17 protein-coding genes are annotated in these 17,460 nt (G+C 40.7%); 9 read left to right on the plus strand and 8 right to left on the minus strand.

The genetic code is table 11. The features are described from left to right. Positions 1-56: 56 nt before the first annotated feature. The 3 genes from BMW53_RS11420 to BMW53_RS11430 all read right to left on the minus strand — a co-directional run bounded on the left by BMW53_RS11420 (position 57) and on the right by BMW53_RS11430 (position 3,330). On the minus strand, positions 57-1,100 hold the full coding sequence (locus BMW53_RS11420; RefSeq protein WP_168136412.1) for an ATP-binding response regulator: 1,044 nt from the start codon (positions 1,098-1,100) through the stop codon (positions 57-59). A 236-nt stretch (positions 1,101-1,336) separates the two neighbouring features. Continuing rightward, on the minus strand, positions 1,337-1,939 hold the full coding sequence (locus tag BMW53_RS11425) for a hypothetical protein (protein ID WP_038559204.1): 603 nt from the start codon (positions 1,937-1,939) through the stop codon (positions 1,337-1,339). 431 nt (positions 1,940-2,370) lie between these two features. Then, complete coding sequence (locus BMW53_RS11430; protein ID WP_081804839.1) at positions 2,371-3,330, minus strand: aldo/keto reductase; 960 nt, start codon at positions 3,328-3,330, stop codon at positions 2,371-2,373. Between the two features lie 276 nt (positions 3,331-3,606). On the opposite strand from BMW53_RS11430, the gene BMW53_RS11435 reads away from it, so the two are divergent. Both BMW53_RS11435 and fumC read left to right on the plus strand, forming a co-directional pair. Next, on the plus strand, positions 3,607-3,933 hold the full coding sequence (locus BMW53_RS11435; RefSeq protein ID WP_038559209.1) for a 4a-hydroxytetrahydrobiopterin dehydratase: 327 nt from the start codon (positions 3,607-3,609) through the stop codon (positions 3,931-3,933). 161 nt (positions 3,934-4,094) lie between these two features. Then, a complete protein-coding gene (gene fumC, locus BMW53_RS11440; RefSeq protein WP_038559214.1) occupies positions 4,095-5,510 on the plus strand; it encodes a class II fumarate hydratase in 1,416 nt (471 codons plus the stop codon). A 118-nt stretch (positions 5,511-5,628) separates the two neighbouring features. On the opposite strand, the gene BMW53_RS11445 is transcribed toward fumC, so the two are convergent. The 3 genes from BMW53_RS11445 to BMW53_RS11455 all read right to left on the minus strand — a co-directional run bounded on the left by BMW53_RS11445 (position 5,629) and on the right by BMW53_RS11455 (position 6,592). Beyond that, positions 5,629-5,985 (minus strand): SpoIIAA family protein, encoded by a 357-nt coding sequence (locus tag BMW53_RS11445; protein ID WP_038559219.1) that lies wholly within the window; start codon positions 5,983-5,985, stop codon positions 5,629-5,631. A 62-nt stretch (positions 5,986-6,047) separates the two neighbouring features. After that, positions 6,048-6,263: a hypothetical protein gene (locus tag BMW53_RS11450; protein WP_051567859.1), complete on the minus strand. Its 216-nt coding sequence runs from the start codon at positions 6,261-6,263 to the stop codon at positions 6,048-6,050. Between the two features lie 11 nt (positions 6,264-6,274). Then, on the minus strand, positions 6,275-6,592 hold the full coding sequence (locus BMW53_RS11455; protein WP_038559222.1) for a LapA family protein: 318 nt from the start codon (positions 6,590-6,592) through the stop codon (positions 6,275-6,277). Positions 6,593-6,946: 354 nt separating this feature from the next. On the opposite strand from BMW53_RS11455, the gene BMW53_RS11460 reads away from it, so the two are divergent. After that, complete coding sequence (locus tag BMW53_RS11460; RefSeq protein WP_038559225.1) at positions 6,947-7,408, plus strand: hypothetical protein; 462 nt, start codon at positions 6,947-6,949, stop codon at positions 7,406-7,408. Positions 7,409-7,464: 56 nt separating this feature from the next. On the opposite strand, the gene BMW53_RS11465 is transcribed toward BMW53_RS11460, so the two are convergent. Continuing rightward, the gene (locus BMW53_RS11465; RefSeq protein WP_051567860.1) at positions 7,465-7,914 is read right to left on the minus strand and encodes a plastocyanin/azurin family copper-binding protein; all 450 of its coding nucleotides are present in this window, start codon (positions 7,912-7,914) and stop codon (positions 7,465-7,467) included. Between the two features lie 42 nt (positions 7,915-7,956). Beyond that, positions 7,957-8,622, minus strand: a complete 666-nt coding sequence (locus BMW53_RS11470) for a BON domain-containing protein (protein ID WP_038559228.1) — start codon at positions 8,620-8,622, stop codon at positions 7,957-7,959. Positions 8,623-8,913: 291 nt separating this feature from the next. Between BMW53_RS11470 and BMW53_RS11475 the strand changes: the two genes are divergently transcribed. The 6 genes from BMW53_RS11475 to BMW53_RS11500 all read left to right on the plus strand — a co-directional run bounded on the left by BMW53_RS11475 (position 8,914) and on the right by BMW53_RS11500 (position 17,442). Beyond that, positions 8,914-9,366 (plus strand): hypothetical protein, encoded by a 453-nt coding sequence (locus BMW53_RS11475; protein ID WP_038559231.1) that lies wholly within the window; start codon positions 8,914-8,916, stop codon positions 9,364-9,366. 152 nt (positions 9,367-9,518) lie between these two features. Beyond that, positions 9,519-10,112, plus strand: a complete 594-nt coding sequence (locus BMW53_RS11480) for an RNA polymerase sigma-70 factor (protein WP_038559234.1) — start codon at positions 9,519-9,521, stop codon at positions 10,110-10,112. Positions 10,113-10,240: 128 nt separating this feature from the next. After that, entirely contained in the window at positions 10,241-11,221 is a 981-nt protein-coding gene (locus BMW53_RS11485) for a FecR family protein (RefSeq protein WP_038559236.1), read from the plus strand. Positions 11,222-11,456: 235 nt separating this feature from the next. Continuing rightward, positions 11,457-14,831: a TonB-dependent receptor gene (locus tag BMW53_RS11490; protein ID WP_217642938.1), complete on the plus strand. Its 3,375-nt coding sequence runs from the start codon at positions 11,457-11,459 to the stop codon at positions 14,829-14,831. Positions 14,832-14,850: 19 nt separating this feature from the next. Continuing rightward, on the plus strand, positions 14,851-16,737 hold the full coding sequence (locus tag BMW53_RS11495; RefSeq protein ID WP_038559239.1) for a RagB/SusD family nutrient uptake outer membrane protein: 1,887 nt from the start codon (positions 14,851-14,853) through the stop codon (positions 16,735-16,737). A gap of 18 nt (positions 16,738-16,755) precedes the next feature. Then, on the plus strand, positions 16,756-17,442 hold the full coding sequence (locus tag BMW53_RS11500) for a DUF3823 domain-containing protein (RefSeq protein WP_038559242.1): 687 nt from the start codon (positions 16,756-16,758) through the stop codon (positions 17,440-17,442). The last annotated feature ends 18 nt before the right edge of the window (positions 17,443-17,460 follow it).

Below are 17,460 nucleotides of genomic sequence, written 5' to 3' on the forward strand. Positions count from 1 at the left end.
TCCAGATCAATAGCAAATTGGGTGTGAAAATGCTACAAAGACCTGTTGTTATTCGATTAATTTTGTTCAAGAAAATAGGGTATTTCAATTTCCGCTTTGGTTCCTTTTTCCAGGGCTTCAATATTAAAAGTTCCGTTCATACTTTCAATTCGCTCTTCAATACTTAAGAGCCCAAAACCACCTTTGTTGGATACCGGTTTCGAAGACGATTTATCTATACCTATTCCATTATCTTCTACTGAAATATAGTACATGCCATTATTTGTGGCCTGCTTTACAGTAACTTCTGTAGCTTCGGCATGTTTCGAGATATTGGTTAGCAGCTCACCAACTGTGCGATACAGAAAAATATTATTCTCTTTGCTGAGCTGTGTACGTTTGTTCTCAACAATAAGATTTGTTTTGATTTTAAAGTCTTTCTCAAACTGTTCCAATTTCCACTGAATGGCAGGTAACAAGCCTAGTTCATAAAGTATAGGTGGACTTAAATCGTAGGTTAATCGCCTCGATTCCTCAATGGCTTTATTGAGTAATTTAGAGGTGAATTTAATGGTGTTTTTTATTGAAGGTGAACATTCATTGGTGTCAATCGACGACAAATTCATAAATGCCAGTCCCAGGGTTTGGCCCAAACTGTCGTGCAGATTTTCAGCAATCCGCCTTCTTTCCCGTTCCTCAACCAGTGTAACTTCAGAGTTTAACTTTTTAAGCTGCAACTGGTACGATTTTATGCGTAAGGCAACATTAATCTGTGCTTTTAATTCAACCTGATCGAACGGTTTTGAAATAAAAGAATCAGCTCCGGCATTCAATCCTTTGGTGCGCTCAACACTATCGCGCCCCAGCGCCGATACCATAATTATGGGTATTTGTTTTGTCCGGTTATTCTTCTTTAATAACTTACAGGTTTCGTATCCATCCAGATCGGGCATCATTATATCCAGCAAAATCAGATCGGGATTTTCGTTTTGTGCAATAGTAATACCTTCTCTGCCGTTTAGCGCGCCAATGAATTTAAAATCGGGGTAATATACCTTCACAATCTGCGAAATAAGTTCCAGGTTGATGTTATTGTCATCAATTGCCAGGATTTTCTTCATAAATTCTATCTCATTGTTTGGTACCAACATAATAAATAATCAAATAGGGTATTAATCTTCAAACGTCAATTGGTCTAAAGATACCAAAACTGTCGGAAACAATGAAGCGCGGAGGTAATAAATGCTTAACAAAATATCAGTAAAATGCTGATGCGATTGTAGGTTACTGATTAGGAGGTTGAATGGTTTGTGATTTGATTAAGGGTTACAATTAAATTAGAGGAGCCTGTTTATTGCTAATTAGCAATAAGTCCGTACATAATTCCTATTCCGGCACCAATGTATGTTTGATTACTGTTTACCAGAACCATAGGCCCAACTGAGCAACCAACTGTAGAGTGCAAGGGTATTTCAATCTTTGGATTTAAAACCAGGCTTAGTTTTTTTGATGTTTTCGTTTCAAAGTTATATTGGTTGCTGGCATTAACCATTGCAAATTCCGGTTCGCGAAATGTCGTAATTCCGGGTCCGGCCTGAAGAACAACACGAAAATTCTTTTTTTCGTTCAGGTTAAAAATTCGTCCTAACATCATATGCAAATTTTCTGAATTCTCGAAAGGCTCGGCCGAAGTAACAGGAGTAAGGGGTGTGGCCGATTTCAGAAAGTTATCAGATGGTGTTACCGTTGATTTAAAGGTGGCTGAATAACCAACGCTTAAAATATACTTATTGTTGTAGGTATAGCTCATGCCAATCTTTCCGGCTTGTTCACCGCCAACTACATATTCTCCCGTTGAATATAGATTATGTTTTGTTGTTGATGAAGGCTTGTCAGTCCACTGGGCATGCGATATTAATGTAACGATGCTAAAAACTGTGATTAATAGAAGCGTTTTCATAGGCGAATTATTTTGTGATCTTCAACTTGCGTAAACATTGGGTTTGACATGTTTACTAAAAGTAGAAGCCCGTTTTGATTTAATGATCTACTACTATTGTAAAATTACGGCGTTTGGAATCTTTAACTTGAATGCTTGTTGCTTATTTGTGGGGTGCGAACTGACCATAAAGTATTCAGGAAAATGGAAGCTATTCTGAATTTGGGTTGTTGGAATGGTTGTTTGATAATATACAAAATGGTTAATGTGCGTTACCTGAATAACCCAAAATAGTGTACTGTGCTTATTTATTATGCTATATTTTCTATGCAGCAAAGAACGCAACCTTGAAACTGGCTCCGGTTTTCAATAAATATTTTGAGATTTCGTGAGGGGGGAAAATACAATGAGCGGGGCTTTATGAACAAATACCATAAAGCCCTGCTTCTTTATTATTCCCACTCCGGAAACTGGGTTTTATCCAGATCTAAAGCGGCAATGGTTTTCATGTCCGAATCACTGAGTTCGAAATCAAAAATATTGAGATTTTCCATCATGTGTGCTTTTTGCGATGAGCGTGGAATGGCAACAATGCCGCGCTGATAATGCCACCTTAAACTTACCTGTGCATTGTTTTTGTTGTACTTTTTGCCAATGGCAGCCAGCGTTTCGTTGGTAAACAGTTCGTTGCGGCCCTGTGCAAGTGGGGACCACGCTTCCATTTGTACGCCATAATCCAGTAACGATTTTCGTGCTTTGCTTTGCTGAAAAAAGGCATGTGTTTCAATCTGGTTAACGGCTGGTTTTATGGTGGCGTAACCCAGCAATTCATCAATTTGGTGATCTTCAAAATTGCTAATTCCAATGGCTTTTATTTTGCCTTCTTTGTGCAACTCTTCCATTATTTTCCACGAGCCTTTTACATCGCCACGCGGACGGTGAATGAGATACAAATCAAGATAATCGAGCCCCAGTTTATCAAGCGAAGTCTGGAAAGCAGCTTTGCCCTTTTCATAACCCGAATCATCGACCCAAAGTTTTGATGTAACAAACAGTTCTTTTCGGTCGATTCCGCTTTTTTTAATACCTGCACCCACGGCTTCTTCGTTACCATAAATTGTGGCCGTATCAATCAGTCGGTAACCCAGCGACAGGGCATCGGCAACACATTGTGCTCCTTTTTCTCCGTTCAAATACAAGGTTCCAAATCCTAAAATTGGCATTTGTACCCCGTTGTTTAAAGTTACATTTTCGATTGTGGTTTGTGCAACAGAGTTGGTGCCGGCCCCAAATGCTTTTGTACTGCCTAGCCCCAGAATTCCTGCTCCTGCAGCCAAAGTGGCACTGGCACGGATAAACTCGCGGCGCTTCATTTCTTTTTGAGGATTCGCTTCGTTGGAATTTTCTTTCATGATTTCAGTTTAGATTTATTTGGTAAAAGAATTTGGGTTTAAGTTACTCAATTACAAACAAAACGAAAATGCTATTGTTCGTTTTTACAGGAGGGAATACGTAACACGAGCAAACAGTTTGTACGCGGTTGCAAGGTTGTGGTTTCATTTCACAACCTGGGGAAACTGTACCCGAATACCCACCTGAAATTGCCCCGTGAGTAGCTATTTTGGTTGTGGCACATTATTTTCAGTATGAATTTGCAGACATTAACCTGCGATTAAAATATACAGATTATGAGTGAATTGAAAGAGAAGCACTGTACACCGTGCAAAAAGGAAACAACACCACTAAATGCTGAAGAGATAAAGCATTTTAAGAAGAAGATAAATGAAGACTGGAAAGTAGTGGATGACAAGAAGATTCGGAAAAGTTTTTCGGTGAAGGATTTTAACGCCGCCATTGCATTTGCACAAAAAATTGCCGTGCTGGCCGATGAGGAAGATCACCACCCCGATTTGGGTGTTCACTACGGTTCGGTTGAGGTTGAAATCAGTACACACAACATTGGTGGCTTGTCGCCCAACGACTTTATTCTGGCTGCCAAAATCGATGCGATCTAGCTGTATTTTATAGCAGAACTTTAGAGACAATTTAAACGAAAAGAAAACAGAATTAAAGGAGGAGTTATGAAACGAGCATGTAAAATGATTGCACTCAAGAGTATAATTAAAATACGTGCGAGTTCCATACTATACCGCTAAAAAAAAACAATTTTAATAGTATGAATTATCGCATTGAAAAAGACACACTGGGAGAAATAAATGTACCTGATAAAAAACTTTGGGGAGCGCATACACAGCGATCGCTGGAGAATTTCAGGATTGGAAGGGAGGCGTCGATGCCTGCTGAGATCATTGAGTCTTTTGCGATTATAAAAAAAGCAGCAGCCCGCAGTAATCATAAACTGGGAATACTTTCCACAAACAAAAAGCAGTTGATAGAAACAGCTTGCGATGAAATTTTAAACGGGAAGTTAGCAGAACATTTTCCGCTGGTAATATGGCAAACCGGCTCGGGAACGCACACTAATATGAATTGCAACGAGGTGATTGCCAATCGCGTTAAACAAATTGTAGAAAACGATTTTCAGTGGGAAAACATCGTGCTGCACCCCATTGATGATGTGAATAAATCGCAGTCATCAAACGATACATTTTCGGCAGCCATGCACATTGCGGCTTACAAAAAGCTGAACGCCTATTTGTTACCGGCGCTTAAAGAACTGCAGGATACTTTTAACAAAAAATCGGAGGAGTTTAAGGCAATCGTAAAAATTGGCCGAACCCATTTTATGGATGCAGTGCCAATTACTTTAGGGCAGGAATTTTCGGCCTATGCTACCCAAATTGAAAAAGGAATAAATGCATTAAAAAATACCCTGCCCGATTTGCAGGAGTTGCCCTTGGGCGGAACAGCTGTTGGAACGGGGTTGAATGCTCCGAAAGGTTTCGACGATGAAATTGTAAATGAAATAAGCCACGAAACAGGACTGCCGTTTGCAAAAGCCAAGAATAAGTTTGCACTAATTGCCGGGCACAATGCTTTTGTGCAATCGCACGGTGCAATAAAACAGCTGGCCGTTAGTTTGCTGAAAATTGTAAACGATTTGCGGGTAATGGTTTCGGGGCCGCGCGCAGGAATTAGCGAATTGAATATTCCTGCAAACGAAGCGGGTTCGTCGATTATGCCGGGGAAAGTGAATCCTACACAAATAGAGGCGCTTTCGATGGTTTGTACCCAGGTTTTGGGTAACGATACAACCATTTCGGTGGCCAATTCTTACGGGCATTTTCAGCTGAATGTTTTTAAGCCGGTTTTGATTGCTAATTTCCTGCAATCGGCAACATTGTTGGCAGATGCCTGCAAATCGTTCAATAAAAACTGTTTGTTGGGAATAACTGCCGGTACCGAAAAAATTGATGAGCATGTAACTAATTCGCTTATGTTGGTTACCGCACTTACGCCGCATATTGGTTACGACAAAGCCGCACAAATTGCCAAATATGCACATGCAAACAAATGTAGTTTGAAAAAGGCTGCAGCGGAATTAAAACTGGTAACGGAAAAGCAGTTTGACGAATGGGTAAAACCCGCAGAAATGACACGCCCGAATGTAACAGTAAATAAGAACATGTAGTTTAAAGCTGCGCATATGTAAAAAGAATAATAGCCTAAATTATAAGTGCTTACATAAAAAACCGGTTGGGCAACTGAATGCCGCAACCGGTTAAACAACAATTAGTATTGATGTATTATTAATCCTTCACCCAATCCCGGGCTTCGTCAATATCGGTAAATTCATAATATTTTACCTCGCCTGAAATAAATGGTGCAGCCAGTTCCGACCACAATTTATCCCATCGCGATTTTCCAACAACCGCAATCTTTTTCATGTGGTTAAAATGTTTCAGGTAGGTTTTTACATCTTCCCAAAATGCTTTCGGCGAAATTCCATCTACATAATTTAGCTGAATGTATAACTTTACTTTCCCGAAGTCTTTAACCGCTTTATCAATCAGCGGAGTAATTTTGTTGTAATCTTCTTTGGTTAATTTCCCTTCAACTTCAAGTGCAATCAGCTCTTCTTTTGTAATATCAATTATTTTAAACATAACTTTTAATTTTAAGTGTAATTTGCTAATTGGAGTTTTTCCCCTTTTTGATAATTTGTTTATTAAACCTTTTGCATGCTTTCGCTGGGAATAAGGCTGTAAAGTATTGTTGTTAGTTGCTCTCTGTTCATTCCTAATTTTAGCTCCAGGTTATGCAAAAATTCATTCTCATAACCGTGAACATACGTAAGGTCGTCTTTTGATAATTGTGGGTATCTGTCTTTTAACCCGAGTTTGATAACCGACCAGTTGTTTTTTATTGAATTGTTTGTTCTCATAACTAACTATTTTAATTGGGTACTTTTTGTTCATTGCTTTTTTCGTCAAGCGCATATTTGATTTTGTTTTCCAGCTGATGAATCTGATTTTCGAGCTGTTTAATCGATTTGTCTCTGTTCTTTATTTCGTGATTCTTTTTTGCACGATAGGGCAGCGATAATATAAAGCTGGTTATGGCACCAAACGTAACGGCAATAATTATTACCAGCGACAAGTTGGATTCGATGCCCCATTTCCAGAAATTAATTGAAACCACCGACGAGTTGTTTAGCGCGAACAAAACAACGCCCAGTATAACGAGTAATATTCCTATAAATGTTTTTTGCATGGCTATCTGTTTTTATTCATAATTCTCAAATCTATTTCGTATGGGGCTGCATGGGGCGAAAACATTGTTCCGCTTTCGGTGAAGATCAGTTGTCTTTTTCACCGTTTATAAGGCAACATGCGTGCCCCGCTTTTGCAAAATCACTTATGCTGTTCAATTTCCAGTAAATACCGGCTCTTTATTGGAGGTTGCGAAACCGGTACTTTTCGTAAAGGAACTTGCCGGTTGTAGAATTTTATAGAATAGTGTGGAAATATCTCGCTTTAATCAGCGTGTTTGGGGGTTAAACAACCAACCGGTGCACGTGGCATAGTATTTTCACACTATGCTACTGTTGAATTAAAAACAAGTAACATGAAAATGAAAAACATCACAATGAAAGCATTTACAAAACAGATGAACTGGATTTTTATCCTAATCCTTTCTGCCACTATTTTGTCGTGTAATTCTTCGAACAAACAAAACAACAACAAACAAGAACTGGCCGAAGACCTGCAGGAAGTAAAACAGGATGTTAATGCGATTCTGGAAAAGGATAAAAAGAAGCTAAAAATGGAAGTTGACTCAGCAATTACCGATTTTAACGAAAAGCTTTACGATTATGAAGATGAGTTAAGAAAAGGTACGAAGCAGGTAAATACCGAGACGGCAGAGTTGATTGAGGAACTAAAAGTTAAAAGCGACTCGTTAAGCACCCGGGTTGACGAAATGAAGGACCAGGGCGAAGAAACCTGGGACGATTTTAAGGAAGAGCTTCAGTACGATACCGAAAATTTTAAGGAAAGTGTTGCAGCATTCTTTAAAGATAATAAGTAGTAAACATGTAACTGAAAAAAGCCCCGGCAACATCAATGTTGCCGGGGCTTTTTGTTTTATTCAACAATTAGTTTCCCTTTCATTCCGGCCTGGTAGTGTGCCCTGAACGTACAAACATATTCGTAAGTACCTTTTTCATCGGGCACATTAAAAACAATTGAATCTGTTTCGCCATCGCCAAGCATTTTTGTTTGGGCAATTACTTTTCCTTTAAGAGCCGGATCAATAAAATCATTGTCCTGGTGCTGAAGTCCTTTGTTTACAAAGTTCATTCCGTCGGTGCCCTTCTTTAACAGCACCCAGTTGTGCGCCATCATGCTTTTATCATCGATGTTGCTAACCGTTGTGAGGGTAATTTTCAGCTGCTCTCCCGGCGATACTTTAATCGTTTCAACCGTAAAGCGCAAATTGTCGTGTCCTTCAATTTTAATCTCTCGTTGTGCCCACGTGTTTGTTGCCAAAAGTAGTAGCAGCAAAACCGGGGCAAGTTTTTTTAGTAGTTTCATCTGGATAAATATTTAATTGTTTTGGTGGGTGGACAGGCGGTTTTATCCCACGGTAATTTCGTTCACTACCTTGTTTACGCCTTTGGTGTGCATGGCTTGATCTTCAATCTCTTTACGGATAGGATCGTTGGCCACACATCCCGAGATGTAAACGGTACCTTTCTCCACCTCTGTTGTAATTTTGTTCTCGTCAATCAGTGCACTTTTTTCAAAAGCATCTTTTAGCGTTTGCTGAATGTGCTGGTCGTTGCTTATCATCTTCGGATTTACCTGTAAACGGTTGTCCAAATCGATAACGCCCTTGGTAGAGCTAACAATTTTTTCGGCAGCAATGCTCTCGCTTTCATTCGAAACGTGCCCTGTTAATACCACTTTCCCCTTATCAACCTCAACCTCAACATGCATTGGGTTAATGCTTTTTTGCCACTTAAAATACTTGTTAATATTGTCTCTGATTTCGGTATCGGAAACGGGCGGCTGATGGGGTTGGAAATTGACCTGCAGATCGTTTACCACGTTAAAATCTCTGGCTGCTTCTGTAGCATCGCGGAGTGCTTCAATTTTTGCACTGTAGCTGGGCACATGCCCCTGCAAGTGAACAACGCCATCGGTAATACTTACAAATATGTGGTTGATATTCACCGCATCGTTATTGGTTAGCCGGTTAATGATATTCTTTTTAATAATTTCTTCTGGTAATGGTTTCATAATGTATCTGTTTTTCTGTTTTACTATAAAAGGGTGTGCGATATCTGTACCATGCAGCTGTTTTATGAGAATATATTTTATATGCCGGGAAACTGCCTGCTGTCAGTGGTTTGTGTCGGTTTTGTTTTTGGAGAAGAATTAGCAAACGGGAAAGATTGTGGAAAGATTGGCCGCTAAGTGTGTAATATTTCAACAGGATGTGGAAATGTAGGTAAAGCGTTTCATGTACAAGCCGGCGTTGGGTTTTACGGCTGATATTCGTAACTTAAATACAACTAAACCCGACTTGTTATGCTGACACAATATTTATTACTTGCCGTATTTGGTATTGCCATGGCACATTTCGAAGGAGTGGTTGTAGTTTACCTGCGAAAAGCTATTGGATTGCTGGATTCAGATTCGGAAGCGGGAAACAAAGAACTGCTGGAACAAATTCCGAAACGCACCATAAAAATTGAAATGACACGCGAAGCCGCAACTATTGTTATGTTGGTTACGCTGGCTTTGCTGGTTGGAAATTCGTGGCCCGACCGGGCAATGGTTTTCCTGTGGACTTTCGCTTTCTGGGACTTGTTTTACTACGTGTCGTTGTATGTGGTTATAAAATGGCCGCCACGGCTCACTTCTATCGACGTATTGTTCCTGATTCCGCGTCCGTGGATTGCCCCGGTGTGGTTTCCGCTTGGTGTATCGTTGCTAACCATCGTGCTGATTGCTGTGTTTTATTTGCTGCCGGGGATGTAATGAATTTATAAAAGCACCAGCCGTGCGTTTTTAAACGGTATAATATAGAGGCTTGTTAATTGCTTGCTATAATTATGTGAACTGAAATCCCAAACACAACAAGTGTTTTTCTGTTTTTTTGTTTATCATTGTAGTTGTAATTTCACTAACCGATGAAAGCGCTAACTAACGAGATACTACAACTTTTGAATAAAAATCAAGAGGCTGCTTTTGAAGTGGTTTTTAAATTGTACTATCCGCGGTTGGTGTATTTTGCAAAAGAATTTGTTCCCGAAAGTGAATCGAAAAACCTGGTTCAGGATGCGTTTATTTCCATGTGGGACAAAAAACCACAGTTCATCAACGAATCGCAGCTGCAAAGCTATTTATACACCAATGTAAAAAACAACTGTCTGATGTTTTTGCGTCACGAAAAGGTGAAGAAAAAATACAAATCGGAGGCAGCTTTTCAGAAACAAAACAGTATTTACACCGAAGCTTTGTCGGGTCTCGATACTTCAACAGTAACTTTTCAGGAAATTGAAACGATTATTGAAAAAACGCTTTCGGAGCTACCTGCCCGTTGCAGAGAGGTTTTTGTTTTAAGCCGCATGGAAGGCAAGAAAAACAAAGAGGTGGCTGAAGCTTTGAACATTTCGGTTAAAGCGGTTGAAGCACAAATCACCAAAGCCCTCAAAACACTCCGGGTTTCGCTCAAAGATTATCTCCCTTTAGTCGCCTGGCTGCTTTTTAATATAAATCAGTAAAAAAAATGTCTGAATAATGCTCAGATATTCAGTGGTTTATATGGCTCGATGTCAGGAAAATTCAAAAAAATAAAATTTTAAGCTAGGGTAATTGCCTGCTTGGTCATTATATCAGTAACAATCGCAAAATGGATTCGGAAAAACTAATACATAAAATCACAGAGAGTAAGCCGCTAAAGGATTCAGATGAACTTTTAGATTATATAAATGAATCGGGGGAGAATACCAAAGAGTATATCCGCTACAAATCGCTTTGGGCGATGCTACAAACCGGAAATGAAATGGACGAAGAAACCATTAACGATGGTTACAAAGCGGTAAAACGAAAAGTAAAAGGCCGCGGAAATTCAATTCTCCTGAATATTGCAAAATATGCAGCCATTATCATTCTGGCCGTTTCAGCAGGTTATATGGTTCAGTATGCCGGTTTGAATAATGAAATTGCCATGAACGAAATTTTTGTCCCGAAAGGAAACCGAACGTTGGTTGTGTTACCCGACGGATCGAAAGTTTGGCTGAGTAATGGAACAAAGCTGGTTTACCCCGAAAGTTTTGTTGGCGATTTTAGAGATGTACAACTGGAAGGTGAAGGTTTTTTTGAAGTTACACACGATAAAGATCACCCTTTTATTGTAAATGTGGGGCAACACCGCATAAAAGTTTTGGGGACAAAATTTGCTGTGGTGGCCTACCCCGATGACGATGAGGTAAAAGCAGAACTGGTTTCAGGGAAAATTCAATTTGATATACAATCCGGTGTTACCAAAGAGAGTTACAAGTCTTTTATGGTAAAACCTATGCATAGCTTAGTTTATGACAAAACCTCCGGGAAGGTTTACGAATCAATCATTCCGGATGGTTTTCATGATTACTGGCAAAAAGGAACTTATCGTTTCCGGAATGAAACTTTTGATTCGCTGGCAACAAAAATTGCACGTATCTATAACGTGGAAATCATTTTTAGCGATGAAGAGCTTAAAACGCGCACTTTTACAGGAACTTTAAGTGTTGACGACAATATTTATACATTAATGGAAGTATTCAAAAGTGCTTCCGGAAAACCTTTCGAATACCGTTTTGACAGTGGAAAAATTTATATAGACAAATAACTAAAACTAAAAAACCAGCGCCTATGTAACAAACCAAATTTATGAACTAAAAACGGGAAATGCCTGGCCGCACTTCCCGTCTGTCAGGAAACACGCCTAATGTTTCCTTCTGAGAATCAATAAATAAGCCGCAATCGGCTCAATTATCGAACTTTAACACGTTAAATGTATGAAAAAAACTAACATTTGCAATGGGGAGAGTTGTATGCCCCATTTCAAAAAACTATTACGAATTATGAAGATCACATGTTTGCTTGTAGTGATTGCATTTGTGCAAGTTTCGGCCTCCACCTATGCACAATCAACGAAGTTAACATTGGACATGAAAAATGCCCGACTAGCTGAACTATTTGAACAAATTGAAAAAACCAGTGAATTCCGCTTTTTTTATGACAGTGACGAAATTGATCTGTCGAAAAGAGTATCAATTACTCAAACAAATTCCAATATTGTAGATATTCTGTCGGAAGTATTTGCCGGAACCGAATATACCTACGAATTAATGGACCGACATATAATTGTCAAGCATTCAGAAGTATATAATCCTGCTACAGGAATAGCAACTGCAGCACAGCAGAGTGGAGTTACGGGTACAGTTACCAGCCGAAGTGGCGAGCCATTGCCGGGTGTAACCGTTGTGGTAAAAGGTACTACGAAAGGTACAGTAACTCAGGGTGATGGAAGTTATTCTTTGTCGAATGTAAAACCCGGAGCTATTCTTGTTTTTTCTTTCATCGGAATGGAATCGCAAGAGATCGAGTTGGGTAACCAGACTACTGTTGATGTTGCACTGCTCGAATCAAATATCGGTTTGGAAGAAGTAATTGCAATTGGATACGGTACACAAAAGAAAGAATCGTTAACTGGAGCAATTGCCGGTGTTTCTGCAAGCGATATCGAGCAGGTTCCGGCAGCAACCGTTGGTTCTGCTTTGGCCGGTAAAATCGCCGGTGTTTCTTTCCGTATGCCCGACGGACGTCCCGGAGCGCATGCTACCATTCAAATCCGTAACATGGGCGATCCTTTATATGTTATCGACGGAATTCAGAAAGATGCAGGCCACTTTAACAACCTTTCGCCAAACGATATTGAAAGTATTAGTGTGCTGAAAGATGCATCGGCAGCAATTTATGGTGTACGTGCAGCAAACGGTGTAGTTGTGGTAACGACCAAACGCGGTAAAAAAGGCACTAAGAATACCATTAATGTAAACGCATATACTGGTTGGCAAAACTGGTCGCGTTTCCCTGAAACAGTTGGCGCTTACGAGTGGATGCTTGGAAAAGCATATTCTGAAATGAACCTTGACGGACATACCAATATTACACCGGAAGAATTGGACAAATGGAAAGCCGGTACCGAGTCTGGTTACGAAAGTTTCGATTGGTATGATTTTATCATTCAGCCTAATGCCCCACAATCGTCAATAAACGTAAGTACTTCGGGTGGATCGGATAAGATTAACTACTATTTGTCGTTAACTCGTCTGGATCAGTCTTCTGTTTTAGGTCGCGAGTTTACATTTGGGAGAACCAATTTCCAGTCGAACCTTGATGCACAGATCACTGATCGTTTTAAAGTTGGCGTTTCAATAAACGGAAACATTGAAACACGCGACAACCCTGGTGTTCCGGGGGGAGATGATTACTGGGCTCCACGTTTTGCTTTGTTCCGTAACCGTCCTACCGAAAGACCTTTTGCCAATGATAATCCGGAATACATTAATAATATTGGTCATATGTCAGAGAACTGGGGTTTGTTAACCAAGGAGAATTCGGGTTACTGGACGGAAGACTGGCGTGCACTGCAAATGAACTTTGTGGCAGAGTATGACATTCCAATCGACGGATTATCTTTTAAAGGAACCTATTCGTACTTTATTAAAGACCGTATTATGAACGGTCACGAATATACTTACGAAGCTTACTCGTATTTCCCTGAAACCGATGAGTACAAGGTAACCTTCTCGATGATGAATCCATGGCGCGAACGTGGAACACATAAACAGTTTGAAAATGTGCTTCTTGGACAGTTGGACTATGTAAAATCATTTGGCGATCACAATATTGCGGCAACCGTAGCAAACGAACGTATCGAGCGCCGCGACCTGGATGTTTGGGTGCATGCCGTGCCTAAAACCAACGCCCTTCCTCTTATTCAGTTTCCTGATATGGATACTTACGATGACAGAGATTACGAAAGTGCTCGTATTGGTTATATCGGCCGTTTTAATTACAACTATGCCAATAAATACTATTTCGAATTTGCAAGTAGATATGATGCCTCATGGAAATTTGTATCAAGCAAACGCTGGGGATTCTTCCCATCGGTTTCCGGAGGTTGGAGAATTACCGAAGAGAAATTTGCTAAAGAATTGTTGGGCGAAAGTTCATTTAACCTGAAGTTACGCGGATCGTATGGTGAACTGGGTGACGATAACGTAGGTATTGGCGATTTCGATTACTTGACTGGTTATAATTACGCTTCACAGGCGGTTATTATGGATGGAGAGATAATCACCGGAGCCCGCGACCGTGGTGTGCCTATTACATCCATTTCATGGTATACAAGTAAAATTGCTGACATTGGTGCCGACTGGTCGTTATATAACGGAAAGTTAAGTGGTACCGTTGACTATTTCCATCGTAAGCGTGAAGGATTACGCGGCAGAAAATACGATATTCTTGTTCCGAATGAATTAGGTTATACGCTTCCTGATGAAAACGTAAACAGCGACGCAACAATGGGAGCTGAAATGTCAATCGCTTACGATGGCAATGTTGGCGATTTTCATTACTCGGTAGGTGGTAATATTTCGTATGCACGAAATAAATTCCTCGAATCGTACAAACCACGTTTTGGTAACTCATGGGATCATTACCGCAATTCGCAGGAAGATCGTTGGTCGGGTACGTTCTGGGGTTACGAAGTTATTGGGCAGTTCGAGTCGTTTGAGCAAATTAACAGCTGGCCGGTAAATAACGACGGCGTTGGTAACCGCGATATGCTTCCGGGCGACCTGATTTACAAAGATATAAACGAAGATGGTGTAATCAATGGTTTGGACGAACGTCCGATTGGATTCCCGAGAGATCGTAACCCAATTGTAAACTTTGGTATTAATCTGGCTGCTCAGTACAAAGGATTTGATATGAGAGCCGACTTCTCGGGCGGCTCAGTTTATTCTTATAACCAGAACTGGGAAATGCGCTGGCCTTACCAAAATACAGGTAACTTGTTAGCACAGTTCTATGATGACCGCTGGCATCGTGAAGATCCTTTTGACCTGAATAGTGCCTGGATACCGGGACGTTATCCTGCATTACGTTTTAACACAGGATGGCATAACAATTACAACAAACAGTCAACTTTCTGGCTCACCAATACCAGATACATCAGGCTACGTACGTTTGAAATTGGTTACAGCATACCTGAAAGCCTGATTTCGAAAGTTGGAATGCAACGCTGCCGTGTATATGTAAGTACATATAACCTGTTCTCGCTTGATAATGTGAAAAGCTTAGGTGTTGAACCGGAGATTATGGATGAGAACGGACTACAGTATCCGCAAAACAGCATGATTAATGTTGGTGTAAATCTAACTTTCTAATTTTTAAAATTGAATGAAGATGAAAAAGATATTATATATACTCGTAATTCTGGTAGCCTTTAATTGGGGCTGTAATGATGAAGACTTCCTGGACAGGGAGCCAACTGATATTCTTCTTGATGCTCAGGTGTGGAACGACGAAGCACTGATTTTATCGGTTGTTAGCGACCTTTATTTTAGAATTCCGGAATACCAGTCGGCCGAAGGATGGTGGAACTTTGCCGATTTCGATGAAGCTTTTGCTTCAAACTTTGGCGATTACTGGCGTCATAAAAACAACGACTGGGGATATGGCGAATGGAGCCTGTGGAACTACGATTATATCCGCGAGATTAACCTGTTTATTCAGAAAGCTGAGTCGGACCTGACGAATGAACTCGACCCTGCTGTAAAAGCACGTTTTATTGCTGAAGGTCGTTTCCTGAGAGCCAATGCTTATTTCGAGTTGGTAAAACGTATGGGTGGAGTTCCGCTAATTTTAGAACCTCTGGAATACGATTTTAGCGGCGATGCCTCTTATTTGCAGCATCCACGTGCCAAAGAAGCTGAAGTTTATGATTTCATTTTGAGCGAACTGGATGCTATTAAAGGCGATCTACCAAACGATGTTAATATTAAAAGCCGTGCTACACAAGGTTTAGCTTTAGCAATGAAAGCACGTGTGGCAATCTACGCCGCATCAATTGCAAAATATGGTGCAACTACACCAAACGTTAGTTTACCTGGTGGCGAAGTTGGTATTGCTGCAAACCTTGCCGAGGGATACTACAATCAGGCTTTAACCGCTGCCAAAGAGTTGATCAATAGTGGAACTTATTCGCTTTACAACAAAAAAGAAGACTTGTCGGAAAACTTTGCCAATATTTTTATTGACAAGGCCAATAATTCGGAAGTAATTTTTGTACGCGACTATGTTCAAAGTGAGCGTTGGGACGGAAGAGCGAACCAATGGACACTGTGGAACCAACCATGGTCGGGTGCCGAAGATTTGGAAGGTGGTCGTACCAATCCTTCTCTAAACCTGGTTCAGTCGTTCGAAATGTTGGATAATAGTTTTGCAACTTTCCAAACCACTACTGAAGAGGGGGATTATATTTTCTTCGACGATCCGATTGATATGTTTGCAGGCCGCGATGCTCGTTTAGCCGGTACCGTAATTCTTCCCGGTTCGAAATTCAAAGGTAAAGACCTTGATATCTGGGCTGGTTATCAACTGGCTGACGGTAGCATTATTACAGGCGATGAGTTTGGCCAGCGCAAAGTGTTGCCGGGTTCTGAAACTCCGGTGCAGGTTGTTGGTTTCGACGGGCCAATCGATGGTCGTGAGTTTAGTGCACAAAGTGGTTTTTATGTACGCAAACACATGGATGTGAATACTGGCTCTGGTCAGCGTGGATTAAAATCCGACAGATGGTGGGTACGCTACCGTTTAGCCGAAACTTACCTTATTGCTGCCGAAGCTGCATTTGAGCTGGGTAATGCTGGCGAAGCAGCGGGTTATATGAATACCGTTCGTAGTCGCGCAGGATTTACAACTGATTTAACAGCCGACGATATTACTTTCGATCGTATTGTACACGAACGCAAAGTGGAGCTGGCTTTCGAAGGTCACCAACTTTGGGATATGAAACGCTGGCGTTTGGCGCACATCGTTTTTAATGGCGAGCAAGCTGATTTAACAGATCAACCGTGGAAAGCCGATGAGGTTAGCACACGCGTATTTGGTTTGTGGCCATACAAATATTACGAGCCGGGAAGTGAGAATGACGGAAAATGGATCTTTAAACAAGTGTTGCCGGGACAGGTAACCGGTGCGGATCGTTTCCGCTTAGGTAACTACTATTCGTTCATTAACGACGGTATCAGAAATAACAATCCACAAATTGTTAAGAACCCTAATCAATAACCTTTAAAGGAGAATACAATGAAGAAGTTAAAATTTATATTCACACTACTTGTTGCTACTGCGATTTTCGCATCATGCGACTGGGATAATTACGACGAACCGGAATCTTTCCTGAAAGGAACTATTGTATACAACGGCGAGCCGATTAATGTAAGTTACAACGATGTAAACTTCCAGCTTTGGGAGCCGGGATGGGAATTGTCGTATCCTATAAATGTTGTTATTGATCAGGACGGAACTTACTCTGCGCTGTTGTTCAACGGCAGCTACAAACTGGTTTTCCCTGACGGACAGGGGCCGTTTCGTACTGTTGGAGCAGACACGCTTGATGTTAATTTGAACGGCGATCAGAATATGGACATCGAAGTGGAGCCATATTACATGATTCGTAATGCACAGTTTTCGGCTGCAGGTGGAAATGTAACAGCTACTTTCCAGGCCGAAAAAATCATTACTGATGCAGATGCACGCGACATTGAACGTGTAAATCTATACGTAAATAAAAGTCAGTTTGTTGATTTCAGAACAAATATTGCCAGTACCGAAATTGGTGGCGGCGACATTGCCGATGCAAACTCTATCAGCATGTCGGTTGCAGTTCCTGAAATTACACCAACACAAAATTATGTGTATGCCCGTGTGGGATTAAAAGTTGCCGGTCGTGAAGATATGATCTTCTCGTCGGTACAAAGAATAGATCTATAACCAACTATCTGTTGAGGT

The sequence above is a fragment of the Draconibacterium orientale genome, assembly GCF_900111425.1.
In the GTDB taxonomy this organism is placed as follows: domain Bacteria; phylum Bacteroidota; class Bacteroidia; order Bacteroidales; family Prolixibacteraceae; genus Draconibacterium; species Draconibacterium orientale.